Annotated in this window: 21 protein-coding genes; 10 read left to right on the forward strand and 11 right to left on the reverse strand. The window is 64.2% G+C overall.

Going from position 1 to position 26,709, the window contains the following annotated elements; genetic code table 11:
• Positions 1-119: 119 nt before the first annotated feature.
• From HX881_RS15980 to HX881_RS15990, 3 genes are read left to right on the forward strand one after another with little or no spacing between them, the layout of a single operon-like run.
• Entirely contained in the window at positions 120-779 is a 660-nt protein-coding gene (locus HX881_RS15980) for a paraquat-inducible protein A (RefSeq protein WP_017123774.1), read from the forward strand.
• Positions 766-1,389, forward strand: coding sequence for a paraquat-inducible protein A (locus tag HX881_RS15985; protein WP_177085858.1), 624 nt, complete (start codon positions 766-768; stop codon positions 1,387-1,389). Before HX881_RS15980 ends, HX881_RS15985 begins: the two co-directional genes overlap by 14 nt.
• Positions 1,382-3,685, forward strand: coding sequence for a PqiB family protein (locus HX881_RS15990; RefSeq protein ID WP_177085427.1), 2,304 nt, complete (start codon positions 1,382-1,384; stop codon positions 3,683-3,685). Before HX881_RS15985 ends, HX881_RS15990 begins: the two co-directional genes overlap by 8 nt.
• 118 nt (positions 3,686-3,803) lie before the next feature.
• Here HX881_RS15990 and mksF read toward each other — a convergent pair whose 3' ends face one another.
• The 3 genes from mksF to mksB are packed head-to-tail and all read right to left on the reverse strand — an operon-like array spanning position 3,804 to position 8,624.
• Positions 3,804-6,644: an Mks condensin complex protein MksF gene (gene mksF / locus HX881_RS15995; RefSeq protein ID WP_017123771.1), complete on the reverse strand. Its 2,841-nt coding sequence runs from the start codon at positions 6,642-6,644 to the stop codon at positions 3,804-3,806.
• Positions 6,641-7,354, reverse strand: a complete 714-nt coding sequence (gene mksE, locus HX881_RS16000; RefSeq protein WP_017123770.1) for an Mks condensin complex protein MksE — start codon at positions 7,352-7,354, stop codon at positions 6,641-6,643. Before mksE ends, mksF begins: the two co-directional genes overlap by 4 nt.
• Complete coding sequence (mksB, locus tag HX881_RS16005; protein ID WP_017123769.1) at positions 7,344-8,624, reverse strand: Mks condensin complex protein MksB; 1,281 nt, start codon at positions 8,622-8,624, stop codon at positions 7,344-7,346. The genes mksE and mksB overlap by 11 nt, the downstream gene beginning before the upstream one ends.
• Before the next feature lie 168 nt (positions 8,625-8,792).
• On the opposite strand from mksB, the gene HX881_RS16010 reads away from it, so the two are divergent.
• The 3 genes from HX881_RS16010 (at position 8,793) to can (ending at position 10,754) form a co-directional block, all read left to right on the forward strand.
• Positions 8,793-9,572, forward strand: coding sequence for a protein TonB (locus HX881_RS16010; protein WP_017123768.1), 780 nt, complete (start codon positions 8,793-8,795; stop codon positions 9,570-9,572).
• Positions 9,565-10,017 carry a ribosomal protein S18-alanine N-acetyltransferase gene (gene rimI, locus HX881_RS16015; protein ID WP_017123767.1) on the forward strand — a complete coding sequence of 151 codons (453 nt, stop codon included), beginning with the start codon at positions 9,565-9,567 and terminating at the stop codon, positions 10,015-10,017. The genes HX881_RS16010 and rimI overlap by 8 nt, the downstream gene beginning before the upstream one ends.
• Positions 10,018-10,109: 92 nt before the next feature.
• A complete protein-coding gene (gene can / locus HX881_RS16020) occupies positions 10,110-10,754 on the forward strand; it encodes a carbonate dehydratase (RefSeq protein WP_017123766.1) in 645 nt (214 codons plus the stop codon).
• Positions 10,755-11,015: 261 nt separating this feature from the next.
• On the opposite strand, the gene HX881_RS16025 is transcribed toward can, so the two are convergent.
• The 5 genes from HX881_RS16025 to HX881_RS16045 form a co-directional block, all read right to left on the reverse strand.
• The gene (locus HX881_RS16025; RefSeq protein ID WP_177085429.1) at positions 11,016-12,191 is read right to left on the reverse strand and encodes a hypothetical protein; all 1,176 of its coding nucleotides are present in this window, start codon (positions 12,189-12,191) and stop codon (positions 11,016-11,018) included.
• 95 nt (positions 12,192-12,286) lie between these two features.
• On the reverse strand, positions 12,287-13,669 hold the full coding sequence (locus HX881_RS16030; RefSeq protein WP_177085431.1) for a J domain-containing protein: 1,383 nt from the start codon (positions 13,667-13,669) through the stop codon (positions 12,287-12,289).
• A gap of 12 nt (positions 13,670-13,681) precedes the next feature.
• Positions 13,682-15,379 carry a molecular chaperone HscC gene (locus HX881_RS16035; RefSeq protein ID WP_177085433.1) on the reverse strand — a complete coding sequence of 566 codons (1,698 nt, stop codon included), beginning with the start codon at positions 15,377-15,379 and terminating at the stop codon, positions 13,682-13,684.
• Between the two features lie 270 nt (positions 15,380-15,649).
• Positions 15,650-17,350 (reverse strand): acid phosphatase, encoded by a 1,701-nt coding sequence (locus HX881_RS16040; protein WP_177085435.1) that lies wholly within the window; start codon positions 17,348-17,350, stop codon positions 15,650-15,652.
• A 177-nt stretch (positions 17,351-17,527) separates the two neighbouring features.
• Entirely contained in the window at positions 17,528-18,946 is a 1,419-nt protein-coding gene (locus tag HX881_RS16045) for a short-chain fatty acid transporter (RefSeq protein WP_017123760.1), read from the reverse strand.
• 330 nt (positions 18,947-19,276) lie between these two features.
• On the opposite strand from HX881_RS16045, the gene HX881_RS16050 reads away from it, so the two are divergent.
• Both HX881_RS16050 and HX881_RS16055 read left to right on the forward strand, forming a co-directional pair.
• Positions 19,277-20,590: an MFS transporter gene (locus tag HX881_RS16050; RefSeq protein ID WP_177085437.1), complete on the forward strand. Its 1,314-nt coding sequence runs from the start codon at positions 19,277-19,279 to the stop codon at positions 20,588-20,590.
• A 117-nt stretch (positions 20,591-20,707) separates the two neighbouring features.
• Positions 20,708-21,058, forward strand: coding sequence for a hypothetical protein (locus HX881_RS16055; RefSeq protein WP_177085439.1), 351 nt, complete (start codon positions 20,708-20,710; stop codon positions 21,056-21,058).
• A 6-nt stretch (positions 21,059-21,064) separates the two neighbouring features.
• Here the strand turns inward: HX881_RS16055 and HX881_RS16060 are convergent, their stop codons facing one another.
• Genes HX881_RS16060 through HX881_RS16070 form a run of 3 tightly spaced genes read right to left on the reverse strand, consistent with a single transcriptional unit; the run spans position 21,065 to position 24,527 of the window.
• Positions 21,065-22,093 carry an SIS domain-containing protein gene (locus HX881_RS16060; RefSeq protein ID WP_177085441.1) on the reverse strand — a complete coding sequence of 343 codons (1,029 nt, stop codon included), beginning with the start codon at positions 22,091-22,093 and terminating at the stop codon, positions 21,065-21,067.
• A gap of 20 nt (positions 22,094-22,113) precedes the next feature.
• The gene (locus tag HX881_RS16065; RefSeq protein ID WP_017123756.1) at positions 22,114-23,115 is read right to left on the reverse strand and encodes an ROK family protein; all 1,002 of its coding nucleotides are present in this window, start codon (positions 23,113-23,115) and stop codon (positions 22,114-22,116) included.
• 8 nt (positions 23,116-23,123) lie between these two features.
• Complete coding sequence (locus tag HX881_RS16070; protein WP_177085443.1) at positions 23,124-24,527, reverse strand: APC family permease; 1,404 nt, start codon at positions 24,525-24,527, stop codon at positions 23,124-23,126.
• A gap of 207 nt (positions 24,528-24,734) precedes the next feature.
• Between HX881_RS16070 and HX881_RS16075 the strand changes: the two genes are divergently transcribed.
• On the forward strand, positions 24,735-25,937 hold the full coding sequence (locus HX881_RS16075) for an ROK family transcriptional regulator (protein WP_017123754.1): 1,203 nt from the start codon (positions 24,735-24,737) through the stop codon (positions 25,935-25,937).
• Positions 25,938-26,022: 85 nt separating this feature from the next.
• On the forward strand, positions 26,023-26,700 hold the full coding sequence (locus HX881_RS16080) for a metallophosphoesterase (protein ID WP_017123753.1): 678 nt from the start codon (positions 26,023-26,025) through the stop codon (positions 26,698-26,700).
• The last annotated feature ends 9 nt before the right edge of the window (positions 26,701-26,709 follow it).

A 26,709-nucleotide genomic window follows, 5' to 3' on the forward strand; every position in this document is an offset into this window, starting at 1 on the left:
TGGGGTTTTGTTTTTGCGCTGCCGAACGGTCCTGTGGCAGCCCGACAAATTTGCACAGTTATTTTCGAGCCGGCCCACTAGAATAGGCTCAATCTTTTACAGAGCCTGAGCCTCTATTTATGCCGGATCCGGTTGACACTCCCCAGGTGTCTGAACTGCCCCTGGAGGAGCTGGTGGCTTGTCACGAATGTGATCTGCTGATGCGCAAGCCCCAGCTCGGACTGGGTGAAAAAGCCCAATGCCCGCGCTGTGGTTATGAGCTGTACGCCCACCGCCACAATGTCGTCGAGCGCAGCCTGGCCCTGGTGATCGCGGCCCTGTTGCTGTACGTCCCCGCGAACTTTCTGCCGATCATGCAACTCAATCTTCTGGGACGCTCTTCCGAGGACACGGTGTGGAGCGGCGTGCTGGGCCTGCATAACACCGGCATGACCGGCATCGCCGTCGTGGTGTTCCTGTGCAGCATGGGCATTCCGCTGCTCAAGTTGCTGTGCCAGCTGGCGGTGTTGCTGAGCATCCGCTGGGACATCGGGCGCAGCTACGGCCTGCTGCTTTATCGCATTTATCACCATCTGCGTGATTGGGGCATGCTCGAGGTCTATCTCATGGGTGTGCTGGTCGCCATCGTCAAGCTGGCGGATCTCGCGGAGTTGAGCCTGGGCCTTGGCCTGGCCTGTTTTGTCAGTCTGTTGTTGGTCCAGGTACTGCTGGAGGTGGTGATGTCACCTCATCAGATCTGGCAGGCGTTGTCGGGAGAAGATGAACATGCGGGCGATTGATGCGGGCATCCTGATCTGCACGGAATGCCACGAGCTGAACCGGCAGGAGCCGGACGCCGACGAACAGGCCTGCACCCGTTGTGGTGCGCTGGTACACCCGCGCCGCCCGAACAGCCTGATGCGCACCTGGGCACTGCTGCTGACCTCGGCCATTCTCTACATTCCGGCCAACGTCCTGCCGATCATGACCGTCAGTTCCCTGGGCAAGGGCGACCCGGACACTATCATGTCCGGGGTCATCACCCTGGTGCAGCACGGCATGTTCCCGATCGCCGCCGTGGTGTTTGTCGCCAGTATTCTGGTACCCACGTTCAAACTGGTGGGCATTGCCCTGCTATTGTTCTCGGTGCAGCGCCATCAGCCGCTGTCGGCCCGGCAGCGGATCATCATGTACCGTTTCATCGAATTCATTGGCCGTTGGTCAATGTTGGATATTTTCGTGATCGCCATCCTGGTGGCGGTCGTGAACTTCGGAAGAATTGCCAGCGTCGAGGCCAATCTCGGCGCGGTGGCCTTTGCCAGTGTGGTGGTGTTGACGATGCTTGCTGCAGTAACTTTTGATCCCCGACTGATTTGGGACAACACGGAGTCGGACGACGACCATGAGTGATTTGCCAAAAGCCAAAACCCGTCCGGCCTCGAACTGGTCGGCCATCTGGGTCCTGCCGCTGATCGCCCTGATCATTGGCGGCTGGCTCGGCTGGCGGGCCTATAACCAGACCGGTATCGAAATCCAGGTACGTTTCGAGAGTGGCGAAGGCATCCAGGCCAACAAGACCGAAATCGTCTACAAGGGCATGCCGATCGGCAAGGTCAAGGCGCTGACCCTGGACACCGAAGGCTCCACCAAAGGCGTGGTGGCCACCGTCGAGATGAACAAGGATGTCGAATCGTCCCTGCGCACCAATACCCGCTTCTGGCTGGTCAAGCCAAGCGTCACCCTGGCCGGTATCACCGGCCTGGAAACCCTGGTCTCCGGCAACTACATCGCCGTCAGCCCCGGCGATGGCGAGCCCTCGCGCAAGTTCAAGGCCCTGTCCCAGGAGCCGCCGCTGTCGGATCTCAAGCCAGGCCTGCACATCACCATCAAGGCCGAACGCCTGGGCTCGCTGAACCGTGGCAGCCCGGTGTTCTACAAGCAGATCCAGGTCGGCCAGATCAAGAGCTTCGCGTTGTCCCCGGACCAGAACATGGTTGAGCTCAAGGTCTTCATCGAGCCCGCCTACGCCAACCTGGTGCGCAAACACACACGTTTCTGGAATGCCAGCGGCATCAGCATCGACGCCAACCTGTCCGGCGTGAAGGTCCGTAGCGAATCGCTGGCCAGTATCGTTGCCGGAGGTATCGCCTTCGCCACCCCGGAGAACCGCAAAGACAGTCCGCCCACCGATCCGAGCCTGCCGTTCCGTCTCTACGAGGACTTCGACGCCGCCCAGGCCGGGATCCGCGTGAAAGTGAAGCTCAGTGACTTCGAAGGCTTGCAGGCCGGGCGCACCCCGGTCATGTACAAGGGGATCCAGGTCGGTAGCCTGAAGACCCTGAAGATCGATCCCGACCTGACCAGCGCCAACGCCGAACTGACCCTCGATCCCCTGGCCGAGGACTACCTGGTGGATGGCACCCAGTTCTGGGTGGTCAAGCCGTCGATCTCCCTGGCCGGCATCACCGGCCTGGAGGCCCTGGTCAAGGGTAACTACATCGCCATTCGCCCCGGCGACAAAGGCGGCCATCCACAGCGGGAGTTCGAGGCCCGGGCCAAGGCGCCGCCGCTGGACCTGCGTTCCCCCGGCCTGCACCTGGTGCTGTTCACCGACAACCTCAGCTCCCTGGAGGTCGGCAGCCCGATCCTCTACAAGCAGGTCAAGGTCGGTTCGGTGCAGAGCTACCAGTTCTCCCGTGACCGCAAGCAGGTGGTCATCGGCGTGCATATCGAGAAAGAGTACGAGGGCCTGGTCAACGCCTCGACCCGTTTCTGGAACGTCAGTGGCATCACCCTTACCGGCGGGCTGACCGGCGGCATCCAGGTGAAAAGCGAGTCATTGCAGACTCTGATCGCCGGGGGCATCGCCTTCGAGACGCCGCAGGAGAAAGCCCCGCTGAAGAGACGCATCCCGCGTTTCCGCCTGTTCGCCAACCATGACGACGCCCAGCAACAAGGCACCGTGATCACCATCCGGGTCGATCGTGCCGACGGCCTGCGCAGTGGCACGCCGGTCCGCTTCAAGGGGCTGGATGTGGGCAAGATCGAAAGCGTCGACCTCAGCGACGATCTGCAATCGGTGCTGCTGTCGGCACGGATTACCGAAGTGCCGGACAGGATCGCCCGGGTCGGTAGCCAGTTCTGGGTGGTCAAGCCGGAGCTGGGGCTGATCAAGACCGCCAATCTCGAAACCCTGGTGAGCGGGCAATACATTGAAGTGCAGCCGGCGGCCAGGAAGCAGGGCCCGCAGAAGGACTTCGTCGCGCTGAAGCAGGCACCGGAGGCGGTAGCCGCGGAAGCCGGCCTGAGCCTGACCCTGAGTGCCGCCCGCCGCGGCTCGCTGAAGGAAGGCGTGCCGGTGACCTATCGCGAAGTGACCGTGGGCAAGGTCACGGGGTACGAACTGGGCGCCACGGCGGACCGGGTGCTGATCCATATCCTGATCGAGCCGCGTTATGCGCCGCTGGTGCGCACTGGCAGCCGGTTCTGGAACACCAGCGGGTTCGGTGCCGATTTCGGCCTGTTCAAGGGCGTGACGGTGCGTACCGAGTCGCTGGAGACGCTGATCCAGGGCGGGATTGCCTTCGCCACGCCGGACGGCGAGCGGATGGGCAGCGCGGCGCGACCGCAGCAGACCTTCCCGTTGTTCGACAAGTTCGAGGACGAGTGGCTGACCTGGGCGCCGAAGATCACTCTCGGTAAATAACCCCGCCTGTGGGAGCGGGCTTGCCCGCGAAGCAGGCAACGCGGTGCTATCTGGCAAACCGCGTCATCGTTCTTCGCGGGCAAGCCCGCTCCCACAGCAGAGACGAAGGCCTGTGGGATCAGGCTTCGTCCAGCTCCGGTTCCGAGGCCTCGCGGTTCAGCGTGGCCCTGACCTGATCGTGGCGACGGATGTACTTCCAGTCCGCCTCGTCGATATAGATCCCGTTGGGTCCGCTGCCGCCTTCCAGGTCGATGGCCACATGGGCCGAGACCTGCGGCTTGACGCTCGCCAGGATCGGCACGAAGCCCAGTTGCAGGCTGGTTTCCAGCAGCGCCGCCTGGTTCTTCTCGTCGATATCCGCGGCCTCGTCGAGGTAGTACGGCAAGCGCACGCGCCCGGCCTGGTCGCGGTCCATCAGGTGCAGCAACAGGTACATGTTGGTCAGCGCCTTGATGGTCATGGTGGTGCCGTTGGAAGCGGCGCCGTCGATATCGGTGTGGATCACCGGCTGGCCATGCACCTTGGTGATCTCGAACGCCAGTTCGAACAGGTCCTTCAGGCCCAGCTGGTTGTGGTTGGCCGCCACCAGCCGCGCCAGGTATTCCTTGGCCTCTTCGTTCTTGTTGTCCTGCTCGGCGCTCTGGCTCAGGTCGAACACCGACAGCGTCTCGCCTTCTTCGTACTGGCCGGCGCTGTGGATGATCTGGTCGATATGCTTGAGCGCTTCCTTGTTCGGGGCCAGGACGATGCGGAAGCTCTGCAGGTTGGAGACCTGGCGCTTGTTGATCTCGCGGTTGAACAACGCCAACTGGTGCTCGAGGCTGTCGTAGTCGCTGCGGATATTGCGCAGGGTCCGGGCGATGTCGGTTACCGCCGCGCGGCGGGCCTTGCCCAGGGTCAGGGCTTCGTCGGTGCGGTGGTCATAGGCGTTGATCAGCAGTTGCAGGCGCCGCTCGACATCGTCCTCGCTGTCGAACTTGGCCACGCCCTTGAGGCGGACCTGGGCATACAGCGCTTCAATCTGCCCGTCGACCCGCTGCAGGCCCTGCCAGCTGTCCTGATAGTCGTTGAGCAGCGGCAGCAGGTTGTCCATGGAGTCGTCGACCGGGTCCATGAACGGCGTGCCGAACGGCAGGTCCGCCGGCAGCAACTGACGACGGCGCAGGGCATCGTCGAGGGTGCGTTGCTTGGCCTCCATGTCGCCGATCTGCCGACCGACCAGTTGCAGCTTGGCCGAGAGCTGCTGGACGCGCTCGGTAAAGGCGTCGCTGGAGCGCTTCAGTTCGTCCTGGGCGGCTTCCATCTGTGCCAGCTGTTCCAGCTTGTCGCCTTCCTCGGCTCCGAGGGTTTCGGCGCGACGGAAGTCTTCCAGGGCCTTCTGCGCATCCAGCACCTGCTGGTACAGCGCTTCGGTCTGCGTCTTGCTCGCCGCGCGGTCGGCGGCCACGGCCTGCTGGGTCTTCAGTTGCTTGAGCTCCTTGTCCAGGCGCTCCTTCTGATCGCGCAACGCGGCGCGATCCGCCAGGGCCTGGAGCGCCGGCGGCTCGATATGCGACAGGTCGATGGACAGGCCCGGCACTTCGAAGCGCTCGCCCTTGAAGCCGTCGAGGATCAGTTCCAGCGACTTGACCCACTCGCCGTCGTCGTCCAGCGCAATGCCGTGCTCGCCCAGCGGCAGGCTGAACAGGGCGCTGTTGAACAGGCGCATCAGGCGCTCGACATCCTGCTGCGAGAACTCTTCGCGCAAGCGTGCGTAGCTGTTGTTGTCCGCGTGGTCGAGCTGCTGCTTGACCGACTTCAGGCGTTTTTCCAGATCGCGCAGGCGCTCTTCCAGATCCTCGGCACTGAACTGCCGGGACTGGGCCAGGGCACCGGCCAGTTCGTCGTGAGCATCCTTGGCGGCCAGCAGTTGCTGTTCCAGGACCTTCACGTCGTCGACCAGGGCAAAGCGATGCCTGAGCACCGACAACTCGCCGAGCCAGCGCTGGATACCGCTGATTTCCCGCTCCAGGCGCATCAGCTCCTGGGTGCTGCCGCGCTGGTCGTTCTGCAGCGCGTCCTGTTCGTTGCGGTAATGCTCGGACTGGATCAGCAGCTCTTCCTTGCGCGCACTGGCGTAGTCCGACCAGGTACCCAGCAACGAGTCCAGCAACGGCGAGATCCGATGCAGCTTGCCGCGCAGGACATCGCGCGAACGCACCCCGGCGGCCAGTGCCTCGACCAGCGGGCCGGCGGCCACCAGCGAGTTGTAGTCCTGCTCCATGCGCCGCACATCGCGGAAGGCCTCTTCGCAGGCGGCGATATAGTCGACGCTGCCGGAGCGCAGGCTGTGCTCGAAGGCATCGAGGAACAGCTGCTTGAGCTTGGCCGCGGTGATTTCGCGCATGTGCAACAGGTTGATGAACAGGGCGCGGAAGGTCTTCAGGCTCTGTTCGCTGGTGGAGCGCAGCGGGATCAGGGTCAGGTCCAGCGGGATCGACGTGTGCCCGCCGACCAGCAGGCGGCGCAGTTCATCGGGCTTGAGTTCGTAGGCTTTCAGGCCGTTGCGCTCAAGGTTGTTGAACAGCTCTTTCTGGCGCAGGCAGGTGTCGTCTTTCTGGTAGTGGGCCAGGTCCAGTTGTCCGGCATAGGCGAAGAACTGGTGACCGAAGCCACCGCCCGGCCCGCGGCCGACCACACCGATGACGTGGGGGCCGTGGGGCAGGGCGACCTCCACGAGGATGTAGCTGGTGTCGCTGGCGAAGTAGAAACGGCGCGACTGTTCCAGGCTGTATTTGCCGAAGCTCATGTCCGACATGCGGGCCAGGATCGGGAACTGCAAGGCGTTGATCGAAGCCGATTTGCCGAGGTTGTTCGCCCCGTAGACCGACAGCGGGTGTTCGAGGGGAAACAGCCCGAGGCTGTAGCCGGCCGTGTTCAGCAGGGCGAAGCGGCGAATACCGTAGCGTTCCTGGCTCATGCGTCCATCTCCTGTTGCTCGGCGGCGATGGCACGGGCCAGCGCCTGCTCTTCACTTTCTTCCTGCGGTTCGGCGAATTCGCTGAGGTCCAGCGGATCATCGGTTTCCAGCAGCTTCTCGTCGCTGTCGTCATCCACCAGTACCGGCGTCGGCAACGGCAGCACGCTGTGCAGGCTGGCGGCCATATCGCGGTCCTGCTGGACCGACAGGCAGACATCGAGGAAACGGTGCATCGGCGGCAGGAAGCGGTACAGGCCGGGCTCTTCGAGGGCAAAACCGAGCTGGGTCATGCGGCGCATGATCTTTTCTTCCAGCTCGTCCTGGGTGGTGACTTCGGCCTGGACGAACAGGTCGCGGTACTTGTCCAGCAGCGATGGCAGTTCGTCACGACCGAGGCTGCCACCGTCGAGCACGGCGATCGGGTCGCGACCCTGGTCGGCCAGGTGTTCCACCAGGATGAAGGTGAACAGTGCCAGGCGCTGGGCGGTCTTGTTCACCTGGGCGGCGGCATTGTCCGGGACGAAGTAGTAGAAACCACGGGTATCGCAGACCAGTTCGAAGCCCAGGGCCTTGAACAGCGTGCGGTACTGGTCCTGGAAGTTCGACAGTTGCGCGTACAGCTCCGGGTCGCGGCGGCTGACGTGGTAACCCTTGAACAGCTCGCGAAAGATTGGCGCCAGCTGGGACAGTTCGGAAAGATCAAGATGCATGGGGTGTGCTCGCGGAATTCTCGGCGGTTTCTTCAACACGCGAGAGCAGGGCGAAGGAGCGCAGGCTGACCTGATGCTCCTGTGTGTAGTAGTCGCGGCGTTCGAGACGTTCGCGCTGGAAACGCTTTTCCCGCGACAGGCGCGAGAACCAGTACAGCAATTCGTCGGTGGCGCCGTCCGGCTCCTGTTCCAGCAGCCAGCTCATCAGGTCCGGCATCGGCAGGGCGTCGGTGCAGCGTTCGAGCATTTCCTTGACCGTGCGCGGTGCCCGTGGCGACTCGCCGCCCTTGGACGACTTGTGTGCCTTGGGGAAGCGCGACGGCTTGGCCTCGAAGCGGGCGAGGGCATAGACATAGGCTTCGACCTGCCCGGAGCTGCCGAGAAAGGTGCTCTGCGGCCGGGTGAACATCGGCATGGCCGCTTGCGGCACGGCGTCCAGGCCCTTGCGGCGGATCACCGACAGCGCCAGGGCCGCGCCACGGGTCACGGCATTGTGCCGACGCGCTTCTTCACGCAGCGGCAGCAGCAGTTCGCGGGCATGACGCAGGGTCAGCTGGGCGCTGGTCTGCATCTCCAGGATCCGCGCGTGGGTGCGCAGCAGCATGTCGTCGTCCACCAGGTGGCCGAGGCGCTGCTGTTCGCTGAGCATGCGCAGCAGGACGTTCTCGACCTTGCGCACGCCCTGTTCGAAGGCGCCGTCGGCATTCACCAGCTGGATCATCGGCTCGACGTATTCGTCCCAGGTCGCCAGGACCTCGGCGTAGCGCTGGCGCAGCGGTATCTGCCGGTCGCTGGTCTTGGCCCGCTCGGCGACGGCCACCAGGGCCTGTTCGTCGTTGGCGAGTTTTTTCAGGACGTCGCGCACGCGCATGTCGAGCAGGCGCAGCTGGCGGGCCAGGTCGTTGCCGTCGCGGATATCGAAGGCGTCCTGGATATACCCGGCCAGGCGCTCGAGGTGGCGCAGGTAGGCTTCGATCTCCAGGCACAGGCCCAGGCGGTGCTCGCGGCGCAGGTAGGCCAGGAAGTCATGGATCTGCGCGTTCAGCTCGAAACGGTTCGGGCTTTTCGCCACCGGGACCAGGATGTCGAGGCGAATCCATACGTCCAGCAGGCTGGTGATGTCCTGGGGTGTGCTGTCCAGTTGCTGGGCGGCCAATTGTTGACGCAGCTCACCGAGGCTCAGGGTGCCTTGGTCGAAGTGTTCGCACAGGGGCTCCAGAAGGGCCCAGTGCTCGGCGAGGGCGCGCAAGACGCGCTTGGGTTCGATCATGGGAGAGGCCGGCTGGTTGGCAAATTAAAAGGAGCGATTGTACTGCATGACGCGCCCGATTTATCCCCAGGTGATCAGAGGACAGGTGTTGTTGCGATCAACAGCGGGCGATCTTCGCCGAAGAACGGTAGAATCCCGGTCTTCAACTTATCCACAGATGGCCGCCCCTTGCTTATCGAGTCCCGCCGCCGCGCTTATCTGACCGCCATGCAGGTGGTCCATTGGCTGCCCCGTACCGAACTGCCGTTCGCCGCGCCGTCGCGCCCGGAGCTGTTTGTCGAGCCGGAGCCGTTGGTCGAGGCGCCGCCGGCGGTGCCGGAGGTGCGAACCGTCGCCGAACCCGCGGCCAGGCCGGCCGAACGGCCGAAAATCGAAGTGCCGCGGCCATCGCCGGCCAACCGGGCGGAAAGCAAGCCGGCGGTCGTTGCCGAAGAGGCGCCGGCACCGGCCAAGGTGGCCCAGCTCCCGCCACCGCGTTTCTCCCTGCAATTGCTGCGGGCGGGGCGTTGCCTGCTGCTGGTGGAGCTGGTGACCGGCCAGGCCTTCCAGAGCCGCGATCCGTCCTACCTGTTGCTCAAGGACATGTTGCGCGCCGCCGGCCTGCCGGATGCGCCGCAGATCATCGGCGAGCCGGTGCGCTGGCCGTTGCTGGCGCGCGGCAACCTCGACCAGGGCCCGGACCGTGCCCGAGAGTTCGTCCAGGGCTTTGTCCAGGCGCGCCTGGAAGAAGGCGAATGCGCCTGCCTGTGGCTGATCGGCCTGCCGGCGGTGCGTTTTGCCGGGGAGGCCAACGCCGAATCGTACAACCGCGAACTCCAGGTCGAAGGCCTGGGTTCGGCCTGGGCGCTGCCCGGCCTGGAATTATTAATGGAAGAGCCACAGCGTAAGGCTGATGTCTGGCAAGCCATGCGTCGGCTGATGGCGCGTTGGAAAAGCGTTGATGAGTGATGCAATCAGTTTTCGCCTGGCCACCGAGGCCGACCTGGAGGCGATCCTCAAGGTCGAATATGCGGCGTTCAGTCATCCCTGGACCCGTGGCATCTTTACCGACGCCCTCAAGTCCTACAAGGTCTGGCTGATGTTCGAAGGCAGCCAGCAGGTGGGGCACGGGGTGATCCAGGTGATCATCGACGAGGCGCATCTGCTCAATATCACCGTCAAGCCGGAAAGCCAGGGCCGTGGCCTGGGGCTGCGACTGCTCGAAGAGCTGATGAAGCAGGCCTATGACATGGGGGCCCGCGAATGCTTCCTGGAGGTTCGCGACAGCAACCAGACGGCGTATCGTCTGTACGAGCGCTACGGTTTCAATGAAGTCGGGCGACGGCGCGACTATTACCCGGCGGTCGGTGGGCGCGAGGATGCATTGGTCATGGCCGCCACCCTGGTCGACTGAGCCCGGTCGAATGGCATTTGTCGCGATCGCGGGCGTGACCCCGACCGACGGTCGGTTGTCACAGCTGTGCATCATTCTCGAGGCCTTACAGCATGAACGAACTACAAGACCTGATTGATAACAACGAGCGCTGGGCCGCTGCGATCAAGGAAGAGGACCCGGAGTTCTTCGCCAAGCTGGCACGCCAACAGACTCCGGAGTTCCTCTGGATCGGCTGTTCCGACGCGCGGGTGCCGGCCAACGAAATCGTCGGCATGTTGCCGGGCGACCTGTTTGTCCACCGCAACGTGGCCAACGTGGTGCTGCACACCGACCTCAATTGCCTGTCGGTGATCCAGTACGCGGTGGATGTACTCAAGGTCAAGCATATCCTGGTCACCGGCCACTATGGTTGTGGCGGTGTGCGCGCGTCGATGCAGGACCGCCAGTTCGGCCTGATCGATGGCTGGCTGCGCTCGATTCGCGATCTTTATTACGAGAATCGCAAGGCGCTGGCGCAGTTACCGACCGAGGAAGAGCAGGTCGACCGCCTGTGCGAGCTGAACGTCATCCAGCAGGTGGCCAACGTCGCCCACACCAGCATTGTCCAGAACGCCTGGCATCGCGGGCAGAGCCTGTCGGTGCATGGTTGCATCTACGGGATCAAGGATGGTCGCTGGAAGAGCCTGGACACTACCATCAGCGGCTTCGAGCAATTGCCGCCGCAGTATCGGCTGCGGCCTGTCGACGCGCCCTAGGCCGATCGCCGGAGCCGGCTTGCGGGCGATGCAGGCGACGTGGTCTGACAGAACACCGCGTCGATACCATCGCCGGCAAGCCAGCTCCCACACAGGACGGGGTCTCGCCAAGCACTATCGTCAAGCCTGGGACCTTGTAGGAGCCTGGCTTGCCAGCGATAGCGGTGCAAGCCGCGCCGCCGCTTTCGCTGCGATGCGGCTTCCCTGGAAGCCGGCTCCCACAGGGTAATCTCCCGCAGGACCCGGCGTTGTTTGCTTTGCTCAGATATGCGGCACCGCGGTCATCGGCGTTGGCGCCGGTGCCCGCAGTTGCTGGAGCTCGGTCTTGATCGACGGCGTCGCGCATTTCTTCTCGGCGTCGGCTTCGCTCAGGTTGCGCACCGAGACATAGAACAGCTCACAGGTTTTTTCCTTGTTGGTCACCTGCCAGTTCTCGGTACAGCTCTTGAGCTGGGCCGATGGATCGCTGCCCGGCTTCTGGCCCATTCCCGCCTGCCAGCAGGCGGCGCTCAGGTCCTGGCCCATGACCTTCAGGCCCGCGGCATCGGCCTTGGCCTGGTCGCCGCCATAGCTGGCCGGATCCGCCGCATACCAGATATAGCTCGGATGGTTGGAGCCCAGGACCGGCACCTTGACGCCGGCGCTCGGACTGATCTCGGCCAGGCCGAGCACCGCGACCGTCGCGCCATACTGCTGCTTGATCCAGTTCCGTACCGGTGCGCCGAAGGCCACCATCGGTAGCGCGGTGCCCTTGGCGGTCACGCTGACTTCCTTGACCATGGTGGTCTGGTAGTCGGTGAAATACCCGTAGACCCCTTCCAGGGTACTGCCGGCGTTGGACGGCGCGGCAATCGGCGCGATGTCGACGATGGTCTGGTAAGCCGGTGTCTGGTCGGCGGGGATGCCGTTGTCGGTCAGCAGCTCGGCCCAGCGGTCGGTGGTTTTCGACTCCAGGTAGTCCTGGGCCTGGGTCAGCGAGTAATCCGGCGGGAAATGCAGCAGTTCGACGCTCTTGCGGTTGTCCAGGGCCATGCCCAACGGCAGGAACAGGTACCAGCTGTATTCCCACTTGCCGTCGGCATTGAGTTTCGAGGCGCCCTTGTAGGCCAGGTCACCGGCATCCAGCAGGGCCGCCAGCGGTTTGTCGTAGCCGTTCGGAACGCCGCTGAAGTGGGCGTACAACTGGCCGTTGTCAGTTTTCACCGTCACCTTGGCGTCCTTGTAGCCATCGCGTTGCACGCTCTGGTTCAGGTAGTGCTCGGCGGTCTGCTCCAGGGTCCAGTTACGGTAGCAGATGACGTTGCAGTTGTTGGGGTAGGCGAACAGTTGGGTGACCCGTTCGGTGCTGCCCAGCTTCAGGTCGACATCGGCGTGGGCGCTGGCCATGCCCAGGGTCAGCGCGGCGAGGGTGGACGACAGTACTGCGAGTTTCGACATGCTCAGATCCTTTTCAGCGTGGGCCCCATGGTGGGGGTAGGTACATACTGGTACAGATTTGTCCTGGATGCCTCTTTTGCCGTCCCCACCCGGCGCTAGCTCGGGCGGGTCAGCGGAAAACCGGGGTAGCTGAAGATGCAGGTCACCGTCACGCCCAGCATGATCAGGAAGAAGCCCAGTTGCGCCGGGCTCCACTGGGTCCAGTGCAGGACGGCCTGCAGGGGCCGCTGCCAGCCCGATGCCGGTCGTTCGGCATCACGCCGTGAGTGATCGAACAGACCGATCAGGCCGACGCCGACAAAGGTCCCGAGCCCCAGGGCGCCCAGCGCGGCCCAGAAACACAGGGCCAGGACCGCCTGCGGCACGCCGTGGCGCAGCACCAGCCAGTAGCCGTTCGGGTTGATCCGCCGGGGTAGCAGGCGCTGGCTCAATTGCACATCCTGGACGATGAACCTCGAACTCAGGGTCAACCAGCGCGGCATCAGGAACCGTCCGACCCAGACCGGAATCAGCGCCCAGGTGCCGGCCAGCATCAGCGTGACCCAGCTCGACTCGCCGTGGAGGACTTTCTGCGCCAGCAGGGGCAGGAAATGCAGGAGCAGGGCCAGTGCCGAGGCCGCCCACAGCCAGCTCCAGCTATTGCCCGGCACGGGCCGCGGGGTGAACTCGCGCCAGAAGAACACGTCCGGGTCGGGCAGGCGTTCGAGCAGCGCCGGGTACTGGTAGGCCAGGGTTTCGGCCAGTTGCTGGCAGGCTTGCCATTCCGCCGCCTCGAAACGCTGGTACAGCGCCATCTGCTGGGCGCGGGTCAGGGGCATCAGCAGCAGGTGCGCGGCCAACTGGTTGGCGTTCCAGGGTTGTGGGTTCTGTGCCTTGGCCAGGAGCTGTTGATAAAAACCTTCCTGTTCGCAGCGCTGGATCAGCGCGCGCCAGACCCAGACCGGCTCCGGCGTGACGCCCGTGCGCTCATCCCAGCCGAACAGCTGACAGACCCGTTCGAACAGTGGCAGGCTCCATCGGGTTTCGTGGAGCAGTTGCAGGATGAGGTGTTGCCACTCCTGGCGGTGGTCGAAGACCTGCAGCCAGGGTAGCCCGCTGTAGAGTTTCAGCTGATTGACGAATTCACGCTCGCGCCCGGCTTGCAGGTGATCCTGGAGCACCTGGCGGTATTCCTGCATCAGTCTCGCCGCCTGCCCGGGCGTCAGCCATTCCTGCTGCTGCACGACCTCGGTGGGCAAGGTGTCGTGGCGGGATACTTCGCTGACAGCGACGGGCGCTGCCACCGACAGCTCGGCAACGTCTTCGTCATCATCCCGCCAGCGGGCAATTTCCAATGCGTCTTCGTACGCTTCGCGCAAGCGCTGGAAACCTTCGGCGTCATCATCCGGCCGGGTGGTTTTCAGCAGCCGCGCATAGCTGCGCTTGATGCTGCGCTGATCGGCGTCGTCGGGCAGTTGCAGTATCGACCAACAGTCCATGTCACCGTCCCCTCAATGCCAGATGCCGCTGTCGAGTCGGTCCAGGTGTTCGCTCAGCTCGCTGCGGGCCTCGCGGATCCGTCGTTCGTCCTGGGTCTCGAGTACCTGCTGGAAGTGCCCGGCCCACTGGCCGATACGCTCGCGCAACTCGCCCAGGCTTTCCTGGTAGAGCCGCTCCAGGCGTGCGGTCAGCACAGTGTTCACCTGCTGATCGCGTGGGTGCACCTTGAGCAGGGCGAGGGCCTGCAGGCGCTGCTGGATTTCCTCCGGCGTGAGTACCCCGGGGTTGTTCTCGATGATCAGCGAATGCTGTTCGCCGGTCAGCGGGACACTGACCTGGGCTTCGAGCAGACCGTTGTTGTCATAGGTGAAACGCACGTCCAGGGCGACATCGCCGGCCTTGCGCTTGGGCACCGGCATTTCCAGCTCGCCAAGGAACACGTTGTCGCGCACCAGGCGGCTTTCGCCCTGGTAGATCTTCAGCTTCACCACTTCCTGGTTGTCGTGCAGGGTGTACACGCTCTTGACCCGGCTGACCGGGACAATGCTGTTGCGCTCGATGATCGGCAGATAGTGCCCGCTTTCGATCTGCTGGCCGTATTGCTGGGACGTCTCGATACCCAGGGTGTAGGAGCAGACATCGGTCAGCACCACCTCTTCCAGGGCCGCCGAGCGGGCCTTGAGCGCGGCCTGGATCGCCGCGCCATGGGCCACCACTTCGTCGGGGTTGAGGCTGATGGACGGGAAGCGTCCGAACAGTCCGGCCGCCAGCTTGCGCACCAGCGGCATGCGCGTGGTGCCGCCGACCAGGAGGATTTCATCGAGGTCGCTGACACGGATCCGGGCATCGCGCAGGGCCCGCTCGATCGGGCCGCGCAGGCGTTCCAGCAGCGGTGCGTAGAGATCGGCCAACTGCGGCTGGGTGAAGGTATGGCTCCACTGCCGGCCATCCACCCGCAGGGTGAACTCGGCGCTGGCGTCCTGGCCCAGGGCCTTGCGCACCCGTTCGGCTTCACGGCGCAGCGGCTGGAGCACGCTGGTCCGTTCCGGGAAGTCCGCTGCGCTGCGCTGGCTGTCGACAAAGCGTTCGAGCAGGACCGCGTCGAAATCCTCGCCGCCGAGAAAGTTGTCACCGGCGCTGGCGCGAACTTCCATGACGCCGTCGAACAGTTCGAGGATCGAGACGTCGAAGGTCCCGCCGCCGAGGTCGAAGACCAGGAACGAGGTTTCCTTGTCCCGCTGGTGCAGGCCGTAGGCGAGGGCGGCGGCGGTGGGTTCGTTGATCAGCTTTTCGACTTTCAGCCCGGCCAGTTCGCCGGCGATCCGCGTGGCCTTGCGCTGGGCATCGCTGAAGTAGGCCGGAACACTGATCACCGCTTCGTGCACGGTCTCGCCGTAGGCGCGTTCGACGTCTTCCTTGAGGCTCTTGAGCACCAGTGCGGAAAGCTCTTCCGGGCGGAACAGACGATCACCCAGGCGCACTTCCTGGGCGCTGCCCATATGCCGCTTGAACAACGCGGTGGTGCTGCGCGCATGGGTGTGCAGGCGCTCCTTTGCCGCCTGGCCGACCAGCACCCGGCCTTCATCATCGAGACCGACCACGCTCGGGGTCAGGAACTGGCCGAGGGCATTGGGCACCAACTCACTGGCTTCCCCGCGCCAGACGGCGACGAGGCTGTTGGTGGTCCCCAGGTCAATCCCTACGATCATTGCGGCGAACTCCCTTTACGGTCGGTAAAAAGCGGAAACAGAATAATATCCAGTCAGGATATTACCGGAGTGATGAAGGGGTAAAGGAGATAGTGGCGCAAGGCCATTATTTGCGACGAGATGGGAAGCGTTGCTGTCGGTGGGTGATCGTTCCCACGCTTTGCGTGGGCCTGCAGCCGTGATGCAGAGCGTCACGACCGCGGACGCGGAGCGTCCAATGAGGCATTCCCACGCGGAGCGTGGGAACGATCATCGGGCCAGGCGCTTGCGTCAGGCGGTAAAGCGCAACGCGTTGGTCAGGTCGCCCATCGGTTTCTGGCCACGGGCAGTCATCGCCGCGTCCCGCTCCTTGAGGCCATCGAGTTTTTCCAGCTGGAAGACCCGGGTGATCAGGCGCAGGATCGAGGCGGTGTCATACACCGTATGGTCCACCGTGCCCTTGCGGGCGAACGGCGACACCACCAGGGCCGGAACCCGGGTGCCCGGGCCCCAGCGATCGCCTTGCGGCGGTGCCACGTGGTCCCACCAGCCGCCGTTCTCGTCGACCGTGACTACCACCACCATGTTTTTCCATTGCGGGCTTTCGCGCAGCACTTTCAGGGCCCGCACGATATGCCGGTCACCGGCCGCCACGTCGGCATAACCGGCGTGCATGTTCAGGTTGCCCTGGGGTTTGTAGAAGGTCACCGCTGGCAGTTTGCCCGCTGCGGCGTCGGCGAGAAACTTGTTGGTGCTGGTCTCGTCGCCCAGGCCGCCATCGCGCAGGCGCCTGGCCCGCTCGCCCGGATTTTCCGGGCCCTGGCGGGTGAAGTAGTTGAACGGCTGGTGGTGATACTGGAAGTTCGGGATCTTCGGAATGCCGCCCGAGTCCTTGAATTGCTCCAGGGTCACCTGCCAGGCACCGGCGTACCAGGCCCAGTCGATATTCTTCTTCGACAGCTTGTCGCCGATATGGTCGTGGTTCTGCGGCACCAGTACGGTCGGCAGGTCCGGCTTGGCGTAGTCGGGGCGCTCGGGGTCGCGGATCCAGGTCGGCCAGTACGGCGGAGCCATGGTGTTCACCGCATAACCATCGGGTGTCAGCGCGCTCGGCCCGAATTGCGGCGGGCCGCTCATGGCGCTGGCGGGGGATTTTTCCAGCGGCATCAGGCGCGGGTCGGTCGGATCGTCGCTCTGTACCTTGGCGATCTGTGGCTTGGCTACCGAATTGGCGGCGTCCGGATAGAACGGCACCTTGGCGCTGATCAGGTACTGGTGGTTGAGGAACGAACCGCCAAAGGCTCCCTGGAAGAAGTTGTCGCAGAGCACGAACTCCTTCGCCACGTCCCACAGGCGCAACGAATAGCGGGTCTGGGCGTAGTAACCCATGGTCAGGCCACCGGAGTCGGCCCAGGCGACGAAACGGTCGTTCTTGCCGCCATTGATCTGCATCTGGTTCTGGTAGAACACGTGCCACAGGTCGCGGGTCACCACACCCAGGGGCAGGTCTTCGCCGCTCGGGCCCTTGAGCGCGTAAGGCGCGTTGGGCAGGTTTTCCTGGTACTGGGTTTCCACCGGGTAGGTCACGCCATCGAGGCTTTGCGGGCCGACCTGGACCACGCCACCCCAGGCCGGCGGCAAGGTCTGCAGCAGGCTGCCGTCGCGGTCGTATTGCTGATAGTCCGCGGGCTTGAGGGATGACAGAGGCTTCTCGACACCCGGAAAGTCACCGAACAGGTTGTTGAAGCTGCGGTTCTCGGCATAGATCACCACCACGGTCTTCACCTGGTCCTGCAGGGCCTTGTCCAGCGCCGCGCCCGACAACTCCTCGGCCGGCGGCTGCTTGCCCGGATCACTCGACGAGCCGCAGGCACTCAGGGTCGCGCCCACGCCCAGCACGGCGACACCGCCGAGAAAGCGGCGGCGACTGGTATCGGTGGGGGTATCGGTGGCGTCGGTCTGCGACTGCTCGAGGTCTTTCTCGTCACTCATCCTGGGTTCCTGCTGGCTGGGTTAGACGTAACAAAATATTTCGCATCGCACGCTAGCAACGCAATGTGACAGAACGGCGATGGCCGTCCAGCCGGCCAGTATGCCGATTGTGGTGGGGGGAGGGCAGTCGTGGCATTTTGCTTCGGCCAGACGATCTGCCCTGGCAGGAGATTGCGACTAAGGCATTACCGGCCCGCTATAGGCCAGGGTTGTTCCCAGCGCCCAGAGCAGGAACAGCACCAGCGGCGCATGCACCAGCAACTGCACGAACGAGAAGCCGATCAGGTCCCGCGCCTTCAAGCCCAGCACGCCCAGCAGCGGCAGCATGTAGAACGGGTTGATCAGGTTCGGCAGGGCTTCGGCCGCGTTGTAGATCTGCACCGCCCAGCCCAGGTGATACTTCAGTTCGTTGGCGACCTGCATCACATACGGCGCCTCGATGATCCACTTGCCGCCGCCGGACGGGATGAAGAAGCCCAGTACCGCCGAGTAGACGCCCATCAGCAGGGCGTAGGTATCGTGGGACGCGATCTGGGTGAAGAAGGTCGAGATGTGATGGGCCAGGGTCTGGGCGTCGGCCCCCTTGACCGTGGTCATCAGCGCCGCGATCGAGCCGTACAGCGGGAACTGGATCAGTACCCCGGTGGTGGTCGGCACCGCCCGCGACACCGCGTCGAGGAAGCTGCGCGGCCGCCAGTGCAGCAGGGCACCGACCATCAGGAACAGGAAGTTGTAGGTGTTCAGGCCCGAGATGGCGCTGATCGCCGGCTTGGTCGAGAACTCATGGAACAGCCAACCGGCGGCCAGCAAGGCCAGCAGGATGGTCAGCAACGGACTGTGTTCCAGCCACTCGCCGGGACGTGTGCGCGGGCTCAGCGGCGGCAGGTTGAAGCTCGGATCGACCCCGCAGGCCTTGGCATCGCGGGCCGAATTCGGGCCGGGGGCGGTGGCGTAGGCGACGGCCAGCGAGACCACGATCAGGGCCAGCAACAGGGCCCCGGACTGCCAGAGGAAAATGGTCTGGGTGAACGGAATCACCCCGGTGATCGACAGGATCGACGGCGGCAGGCTGGCCGGGTTGGCCTGCAACTGCGCGGCGGACGACGACAGGCCCAGGGCCCATACCGCACCGAGACCGAGGTAGGCGGCGGCGCCGGCGGCGCGGTAGTCCATGCGCAGGTCGGTACGGCGGGCGAGGGCACGTACCAGCAGGCCGCCGAACACCAGCGACAGGCCCCAGTTCAGCAGCGAGGCGACCATGGAAATCAGCGCCACCCAGGCCACGGCGGAACGACCGTTCTTCGGGATCCGCGCCAGGCGGTCGATCAGTTTCACCGCGGGCGGCGAACTGGCGACCACATAACCGCCGATGACCACGAAGGCCATCTGCATGGTGAACGGGATCAGGCTCCAGAAACCGTCGCCGAAGGCCATGGCGGCATCGGTCGGCTTGGCGCCCATGGCCAGGGTGCCGAGGGCGACGATGATCACCGCCAGCGCGGCGAACACCCAGGAGTCGGGAAACCAGCGCTCGGCCCAGTTCGAGCAGCGCAGGGCAAAGCGGGCATAGCGGCTTTCATCAATGACAGCGGCCACGGAAGTACCTCGTTTTTTTTATGGTTGTCAGGAGGTCGAGCGCTCCAGGTGGAGGCACTCGAGAACTGCGCAAGAATGCGTCAATCGGGGCCCGCTGCAAAGCGGTACAGGTTCCGGTACCCGTTGGTTTCGGTTGTCGAAAAACGGAACCGGGCACGCAGTTTTCTGCTAAAAAGTGACCCGCAGGCAGGTTTGAGGTTGTGGTTGCAGGCAACTGCACTAACCTTGGCCGGTCGCGAGCCGCGTAATAACGGGCTTGCCTGAGTGTTTTTCGTACAGTCCCGGACAGCCGGTAGTGCTGCTTCCGAATACGGTATCCAGAGTCCTTTTATGACCGTTGATTCTTATCCGCGAAATCGCCGCTTTTCCCGGTCCGACTACCAGACCCTGGGCCTGGCCGCGCTGGGCGGTGCGCTGGAAATCTACGATTTCATCATCTTCGTGTTTTTCGCCCTGACCCTCAGTCAGTTGTTCTTCCCGCCGGAAATGCCCGAGTGGCTGCGACTGCTGCAAAGCTTCGGGATCTTTGTCACCGGTTACCTGGCCCGGCCGCTGGGCGGCATCCTGATGGCGCACTTTGCCGACCGCCTGGGGCGCAAGCGCGTGTTCAGCCTGAGCATCCTGATGATGGCCTTGCCCTGCCTGTTGATCGGGGTGATGCCGACCTATGCCCAGATCGGTTACTGGGCACCGCTGTTGCTGTTGTTCCTGCGGGTGCTACAAGGCGCGGCGGTGGGCGGCGAGGTGCCCAGCGCCTGGGTCTTCGTGGCCGAGCATGCGCCGCCGGGACATCGCGGTTATGCCCTTGGCGTGCTGCAGGCGGGGCTGACCTTCGGTTATCTGCTCGGCGCGCTGACGGCCACCTTGCTGGCGCGGGTCTACAGCCCGGCGGAGATTCTCGATTTCGCCTGGCGCCTGCCCTTCCTGCTCGGCGGTGTGTTCGGGGTGATCGGCGTCTGGTTGCGCCGCTGGCTCAGCGAGACTCCGGTATTCATGGCCCTGCAGGCCCAGCGTGCGGCCGGCGGCGAACTGCCGTTGCGGGCGGTGCTGCGCGATCATCGTCGTTCGATCTTCCCGGCGATGCTGCTGACCTGCGTGCTGACTTCGGCGGTGGTGGTACTGGTGGTGATCACTCCGACCGTCATGCAGAAAACCTTCGGCATGAGCGCCAGCCACACCTTTGCCCTGAGCAGCCTGGGTATCGTGTTCCTGAATATCGGTTGTGTCCTCGCCGGTCTGCTGGTGGACCGTATCGGCGCCTGGCGCGCGGTGCTGTTCTACAGCCTGCTGCTGCCGGTGGGCGTGGCACTGCTGTACGCCTGCCTGATCAGTGGCGGTGCCTGGATCAACCTGGCCTATGCCCTGGCCGGACTGGCCTGTGGCGTGGTGGGGGCGGTCCCGTCGGTGATGGTGGGGTTGTTTCCGAGCCGGATCCGCGTGTCCGGCATTTCGTTTACCTACAATATTGCCTACGCTCTCTGGGCGAGCACCACGCCGTTGCTGCTGATCGGCCTGATGCCCTGGAGCCCCTGGGTCTGCGTGGGGTATTGCCTGGTGATGGGCATGGTCGGGGTCCTGACGGCGCTGTTTTTTGGTGGACGGATCGCCATGAGCGCCGATTCGCAGCCCTGCACCGGGCATTGAAGATCAGCCGGTGGAATCCGGTTTTTTCGAGGAGGTTGACGTTCTGACATTCTGGACAGGACAACGCACGGAGTGGCGGCGTCGGTTCAGGCATTTTCCCGCAAGAGGCATTTCGAAATGGATTTTCGTGTACTGCTGCTGGCCGTGGGCATCGCCCTCGGCACTTCCTTGGCGGCACCGTTGGCAGGATCAGCCGGCGGGCCGTTTCCCGGATACCTGTTGCCTGGGGCAGGGGCATGGCGTTCGCCGGTCTTGCCCCCTTGTCCACAGGCGCAAACGCCGCACTGTGTCAGTCCGATTGTCCAGGCAGAGTTCGTGCGGCAGTCTTCTTCGCTGAAAAATGCGGTGTTTCGCAGCGTGCTCCATAACCCGCGCGCCGAAGCCAACCGGCAGGCCGAAGGCGTGCGATTCAGTGGCCATATCGATGAACTGCCACTGAAGGAGCATTTGCCGGTGTGGGTGTTCTGAGCCGGATCAACGGGTTTCCGTGACTTTCTTGAGAAAGCGCGGCTGATCGGGATTGCGCCCACGCAACTCGGCCAGTTTCGCCGCCATCAGATAGAACCCCTGGATCATGGTGAAGGGCTCCAGCAGCGGATGGGCGGTGGCAACGCTGGGCAACTCCACGCCGGGCGTGCCAGGCGGTGCCACGACCATGACCTGGGCCCCGCGCAGGCGCATATCCTCGGCGAATGCCAGGGTCCCGGCCTGTTCCGGTCCGGAGGGGGCGAACACCAGCACCGGATAACCGGCCTCGATGATTTCCATCGGGCCATGGCGCACTTCGGCGCTGGAAAAGGCTTCGGCCTGGATGCCCGAGGTCTCCTTGAGTTTCAGCGCCGCTTCCTGGGCAATCGGCAGCGCCGGGCCGCGCCCGATGACGATCATCTTGTCGGCGGTCTGCAACACCTTCAGCGCCAGTGACCATTCTTCATTGGCCACTGCGGCCAGGGCCGCGGGCAGGCTGTGCAGGGCGGCGCGCAAACCGCTGTCGTGGCCTCGTCGGGCGCCCAGGGCGGCCACGGTCTGGACACCGGCCATCAGCATCGCGACATAACTCTTGGTCGCCGCCACGCTCTGTTCCAGCCCGGCCGGCAACAGCACCTCGGCATCGCTGGCGGCGGCCAGCGGCGAACCGGCGGTGTTGACGAAGGCCGCGACGCTGGCGCCCAACTGCTTGAGATAGGCCGCGCTGGCGATCAGGTCCGGGCTCTTGCCCGACTGGGACAGCGCCGCCACCCAGCATTTCTTCAAGCGCAGCGGTGGTTGTTGCAGGCTGACCAGCGACAGCGGGATCGACAGCCAGGGAATCCCCAGCTGGCTCATCATCGCGTAGCCGAAGAAAGCGGCGGCGTGATCCGAACTGCCACGGGCGACACTGATGATCAGTTCCGGCAGGTCGGCGGCCAAGCGGTCCGCCAGGGCGTTGATCGCGGTATCGTCGTCGAGCATGTGCTGCACGATGGCGGGGATCGACAGGGTTTCTTGGCGCATCAGCGACATAACAGGGTTACCTGGGTGCTTCAGCCACGCGGGCTGTCGGGTAGGGAAAGAAGGTCGCCGGGGATAAAACTCAGTCCGGCGGCGTCCATGGCCATGCTCAACGCGCCCCAGAGCGGCGCATCGTGAGTGAAATGGGCGGCGACGATCTGCGGTGGAAACGGCACCACCTGGCGGATCAGCTGCTCGATCACCGGGGCCAGGGTCGATGCCTGGTGGAACAGGCCACCACCAATCGCGATCCGACCGACGTCCAGCGCCACCGCGAGGTTGGCGACCTGCACCGCCATGCCGGCGATGCGTTGTTCCAGGGCCTCGCGCACGGCGCGGTCGTCACTGGCGAACAGGTCCAGGGCGCGGTGGCCGTGGCCGAGCATTTCGTTCGCCAGCTGGGTCAGGGCGGTGCCCGAGAAGAACTCCTCCAGGGGCGCGGCGCCTTTTTCGTGGGTTCGCCACTGGTCGGCGCGCAGCGGATCGAGAAAGGGTTCCAGCATATAGCCGATCTCCATGGCCGCACCGTTACGGCCGCGAATCAGGCGACCGTTGGCGATGGCGGCGGCGGCGAGCCCGGTGCCGAGGTTGAGGTAGATCGCGTCATCGATGCCCACCAGCGAGCCCCAGCGTGCTTCCGCCAGGGCCCCGGCCTTGACATCGTTGTCGAGCATCACCGCCTCGGTGCCCAGGCCGCTGCCGAGCAGGGCCGGCAGGTCGAGGTCTTCGAAGCCCGGCGTATTTGGCGCCATCAACAGCCGGCTGCCGCGCACCACGCCGGGAAACACGGCGGCCACGCTGGCCACCGGCACGTCGCCAAAGTCGGCGACGCAGGCCCGGGCGGCCTGGAGGATGCGCTCCAGCGCCGGCTCGCCGCGCAGGCCGTCGGCATGGGTCGCCAGCCTGCGGGTGCTCAGGTGCTGGCTCGCCGGGTCATAACAGGCGACCTGGGTCTTGGTCCCGCCGACATCGATCGCCAGCAGCACGCCTTGGGTGGGCGCCGTGGCGCCCGGGGTATTCAACGGCTCGAACATCGTTGCTATCACTTATTGAAAGGCCAGAGCCGGTGTGCCCGGGCCCAGAACAGATAGGCCACGCAACCCGCCGCGACCCACACCAGCGACCACTGGATCGGATAGGCGCCGGGGGCGTTGTGGTTGGAAGCGAAGTAGATATAGATCCAGCCTACCAGTGCGATGACGGCCGGGACCGGATACAGCCACATCTTGTAGGGACGCTCCAGGTGCGGCTTGGTCTTGCGCAGCACGAACAGCGAAATGATCTGGGCCACCGACTGCACCAGGATCATCACCGTGGTCAGCAGCTGGATCAGTGTGGTGAGGTCGGTGAGGCGCCCGATCATGAAGCCGACCGAGGTCAGCACACCCATGCTGAGGATGCCGTAGACGGGGAAGTCATGCTTGGGATGGGTGACGCTGAAAGCATTGAAAAACACCTTGTCCTTCGCCGCTTCGAACGGCACCCGCGAACCGCCCAGCAAGCCGGCGAACACCGAAGCCACGGCGGTGATCAGGATCAGCACGGTGACCACGCCCGCTGCCGTATTGCCCCAGGTTTCGCTCAGCACCACCGAGGCGACGGACTTGTAGGCCGCCGATTCCGGGTCGAGCATGCGGTGCCAGTCCACCACGCCCAGCACGCCGACCTGCATCAGCAGGTAGACCGCGAGAATGCCGACGATCGACAGCACGATGGATTTGGGAATCACCCGGCCCGGCTGTTCCACTTCACCAGCCAGGTAGGCCGAGGTGTTGTAGCCCAGGTAGTCGTAGATGCCGATGGTCAGGCCGCCGGCCATGCCGAGCCAGAAACTGCTGTCACCGAGGTTGAAGGCGCCTTCCGGAAAACTGAAGGCCAGGTCGGCGTGGAAGTTGCTCAGGGCGGCGACAATCAATGCGCCGATACTGATCAGCATGATCACCCAGAGCACGATGGTCAGTTTGGCGATCGACTCGATCTTGCGCCAGAGCATGAAGGTGATGGCCCAGATCAGGACCAGGCCGATCAGGTTGCCGGCGGTCTGGCTCATGTCCGGCCAGAACCAGGTCAGGTATTGCACGAAGCCGATGATCCCGGTGGACATGATCAGCGGGATGAACAGCATCGCGGTCCACACGAACAGGAAGGGCAGCAGCTTGCCGGTGCGCTTGCCGAAGGCTTCGCGCAGGTACACGTAGGTCCCGCCGGCACCGGGCAGCGAGGCGCCGAGTTCGGCCCAGACCAGGCCATCGCACAGCGCCAGCAGCGCGCCGAGGATCCAGCCGAGATAAGCCTGCGGGCCGCCCATGATGACGATCATGGTGGGAATGGTGATAAAGGGACCCACGCCGCACATCTGGCTCATGTTCAGGGCCGTGGCGGGAAACAGACCGATTTTTCGCTTGATGCCGGACGAACCCTGCCCGGTGGGGGTACTTGTGCTCATGCTGTGACGACCTCTTGTGCGAGTGACGGAAGGTGGAGGGCAGGTGGCAAGGGTGCTGCGCGCCGGCGAGGGCTTCCATCGACTCGGTATCGTTATTGTTATGGGTTGCGGTCGCCCGAGGAGCTACTGCGACCGAGGTGTAGAAAAACACGTCACGACTATTAATTCAACTTGATTTAATTAATCGGCGGCGACGATCATCGGCGCATGAAAAATCCCCAGCACACCCGTACGGTAACCACCGGCACCAACGCCGAACATGCCCGCCTGCACAACCGCCGGGTGATTCTCGAGGCCATCCGCCTGGGCGGGCGCCTGACCCGCGCCGACCTCACGCGCCTGACTTCGCTGACGGCGCAGACGGTCTCGAACATCGTCACCGAGCTGCAGGAAGAGGGCGTGCTATTGGCCCATGCGGCGGAGAAGATCGGTCGCGGCCAGCCGCCGGTGCCGTTGTCGATCAACCCGCAAGGGGGCTATTCCATCGGTTTCCATGTCGAGCAGCATTCGATCATCGGCGTGTTGCTCGACCTGCTCGGGGACGCCCAGGCCCAGGTCACCCTGGCGGTCAGCTACCCGAGCTTCGACGACGCGCTGCCGCTGCTGCTCGACACCGTTGGGCAGTTTCGTGCGCTCCGGCCCGAGGGGCGTTTTCTCGGGGTCGGGGTGGCGCTGCCGGGCCCGTTCAGTGTCGAAGGTATGACTTCGGTGGGGCCGACGGCGATGTCCGGCTGGGATGACCCGCAGATTCCGGCGCGCCTGCACCAGGCCGTCGGCCTGCCGGTGCTGATCGAGAACGATGCCACGGCGGCGACCATGGGCGAGCGGTTATACGGCATCGCCAGCGACCTGCACAACTTCGTCCACCTGTTTATCGGCAGCGGCCTCGGGGCCGGCCTGTACCTGGGCAATCGCTTGTACTCCGGGCACTGGCACAACGCCGGGGAGATCGGCCACATGACGGTAGTACCCGGGGGCAAGAGCTGCCATTGCGGCAACCGGGGCTGCCTGGAGCGCTATATTTCGATTGCCGCGCTGCTGGAGCACCTGGGGCAATCCGGCGATCAGGACCTGGCGGCCTGGAATCTTGACGATCCGCGCTTCAAGGCCGGCGTCGAGTCCTGGCTGGACGAAGCCGCACCGGCATTGCGCCAGGCGATCAACATCCTCGAATCGCTGCTCGATCCGCAGACCATCCTGATCAGCGGTTTCCTCCCCGAGGCGATCCTGGCCCGCCTGGTGGCGCGGCTGGAGCCCTTGCACCGCTCCATCAGCAGTCGCTCGGATCGCGAGTATCCACGTATCCAGCTCGGCACCGCCGGGCACGATGCGGTGGCCCTGGGGGCGGCGGCGCTGATGATCCTCGCGGAGATCAGTCCGGACTATGAAGCGTTGCTCAAACCGGAGTGAGAGGGTTTATATCGGCTTTACTCAATGGAGGGTGTCAGGACTCGCCGATTCCGGCGCTGCCCTGCTGACACAGGAGTAACGGGTCATGGCGCGGTTTGTTCACTACCCCCTCAATACCCGGGGCCGGGATTTCGCCGTCGGTGATATCCATGGTCATTTCAGCCGCTTGCAGGCAGCGCTGGATCGGCTCGGGTTCGATCCGGAGTGTGACCGGCTGTTCAGCGTCGGAGACCTGGTCGACCGCGGCCCCCAGAGCGAAGAGGCCCTGGAGTGGCTGGAGCGTTCCTGGTTCGCGGCGGTGCAGGGCAATCACGAAGCCTTGGCGATCCAGCATGTCGAGGGCCTGCCCCTGGACTACGGGATGTATCGTGCCAGCGGTGGCGGCTGGTTTCTCGACAGCAGCGCGCAGAAGCAACGATTGTTCGCCACGCGCTTTGCGCAAATGCCGATTGCCCTGGAAGTCGAGACCCGACTCGGCCTGGTGGGGCTGGTGCATGCCGACAGTCCTTTCGCTACCTGGAGTGCCTTGCGTGACTATCTGCTGGGCCATTCCCAGGTGCGGATCGCTGTCGAAGAGGTCTGCCAGTGGTCACGTATGCGCCTGAAAAACCATGACACCAGTGGCATTCGCGAGGTACGGGCGGTGATGGTCGGGCATACGCCGCAGCACCAGCCCACCGTATTGGGCAATATCTATCACATCGATACGGCAGGCTGGGGCAGCGGTCATTTCACCCTGATGGAGCTGGACACCTTGAGCTAGTCCCGCTCT

The sequence above is a fragment of the Pseudomonas gingeri genome (assembly GCF_013386115.1).
GTDB lineage: Bacteria > Pseudomonadota > Gammaproteobacteria > Pseudomonadales > Pseudomonadaceae > Aquipseudomonas > Aquipseudomonas gingeri.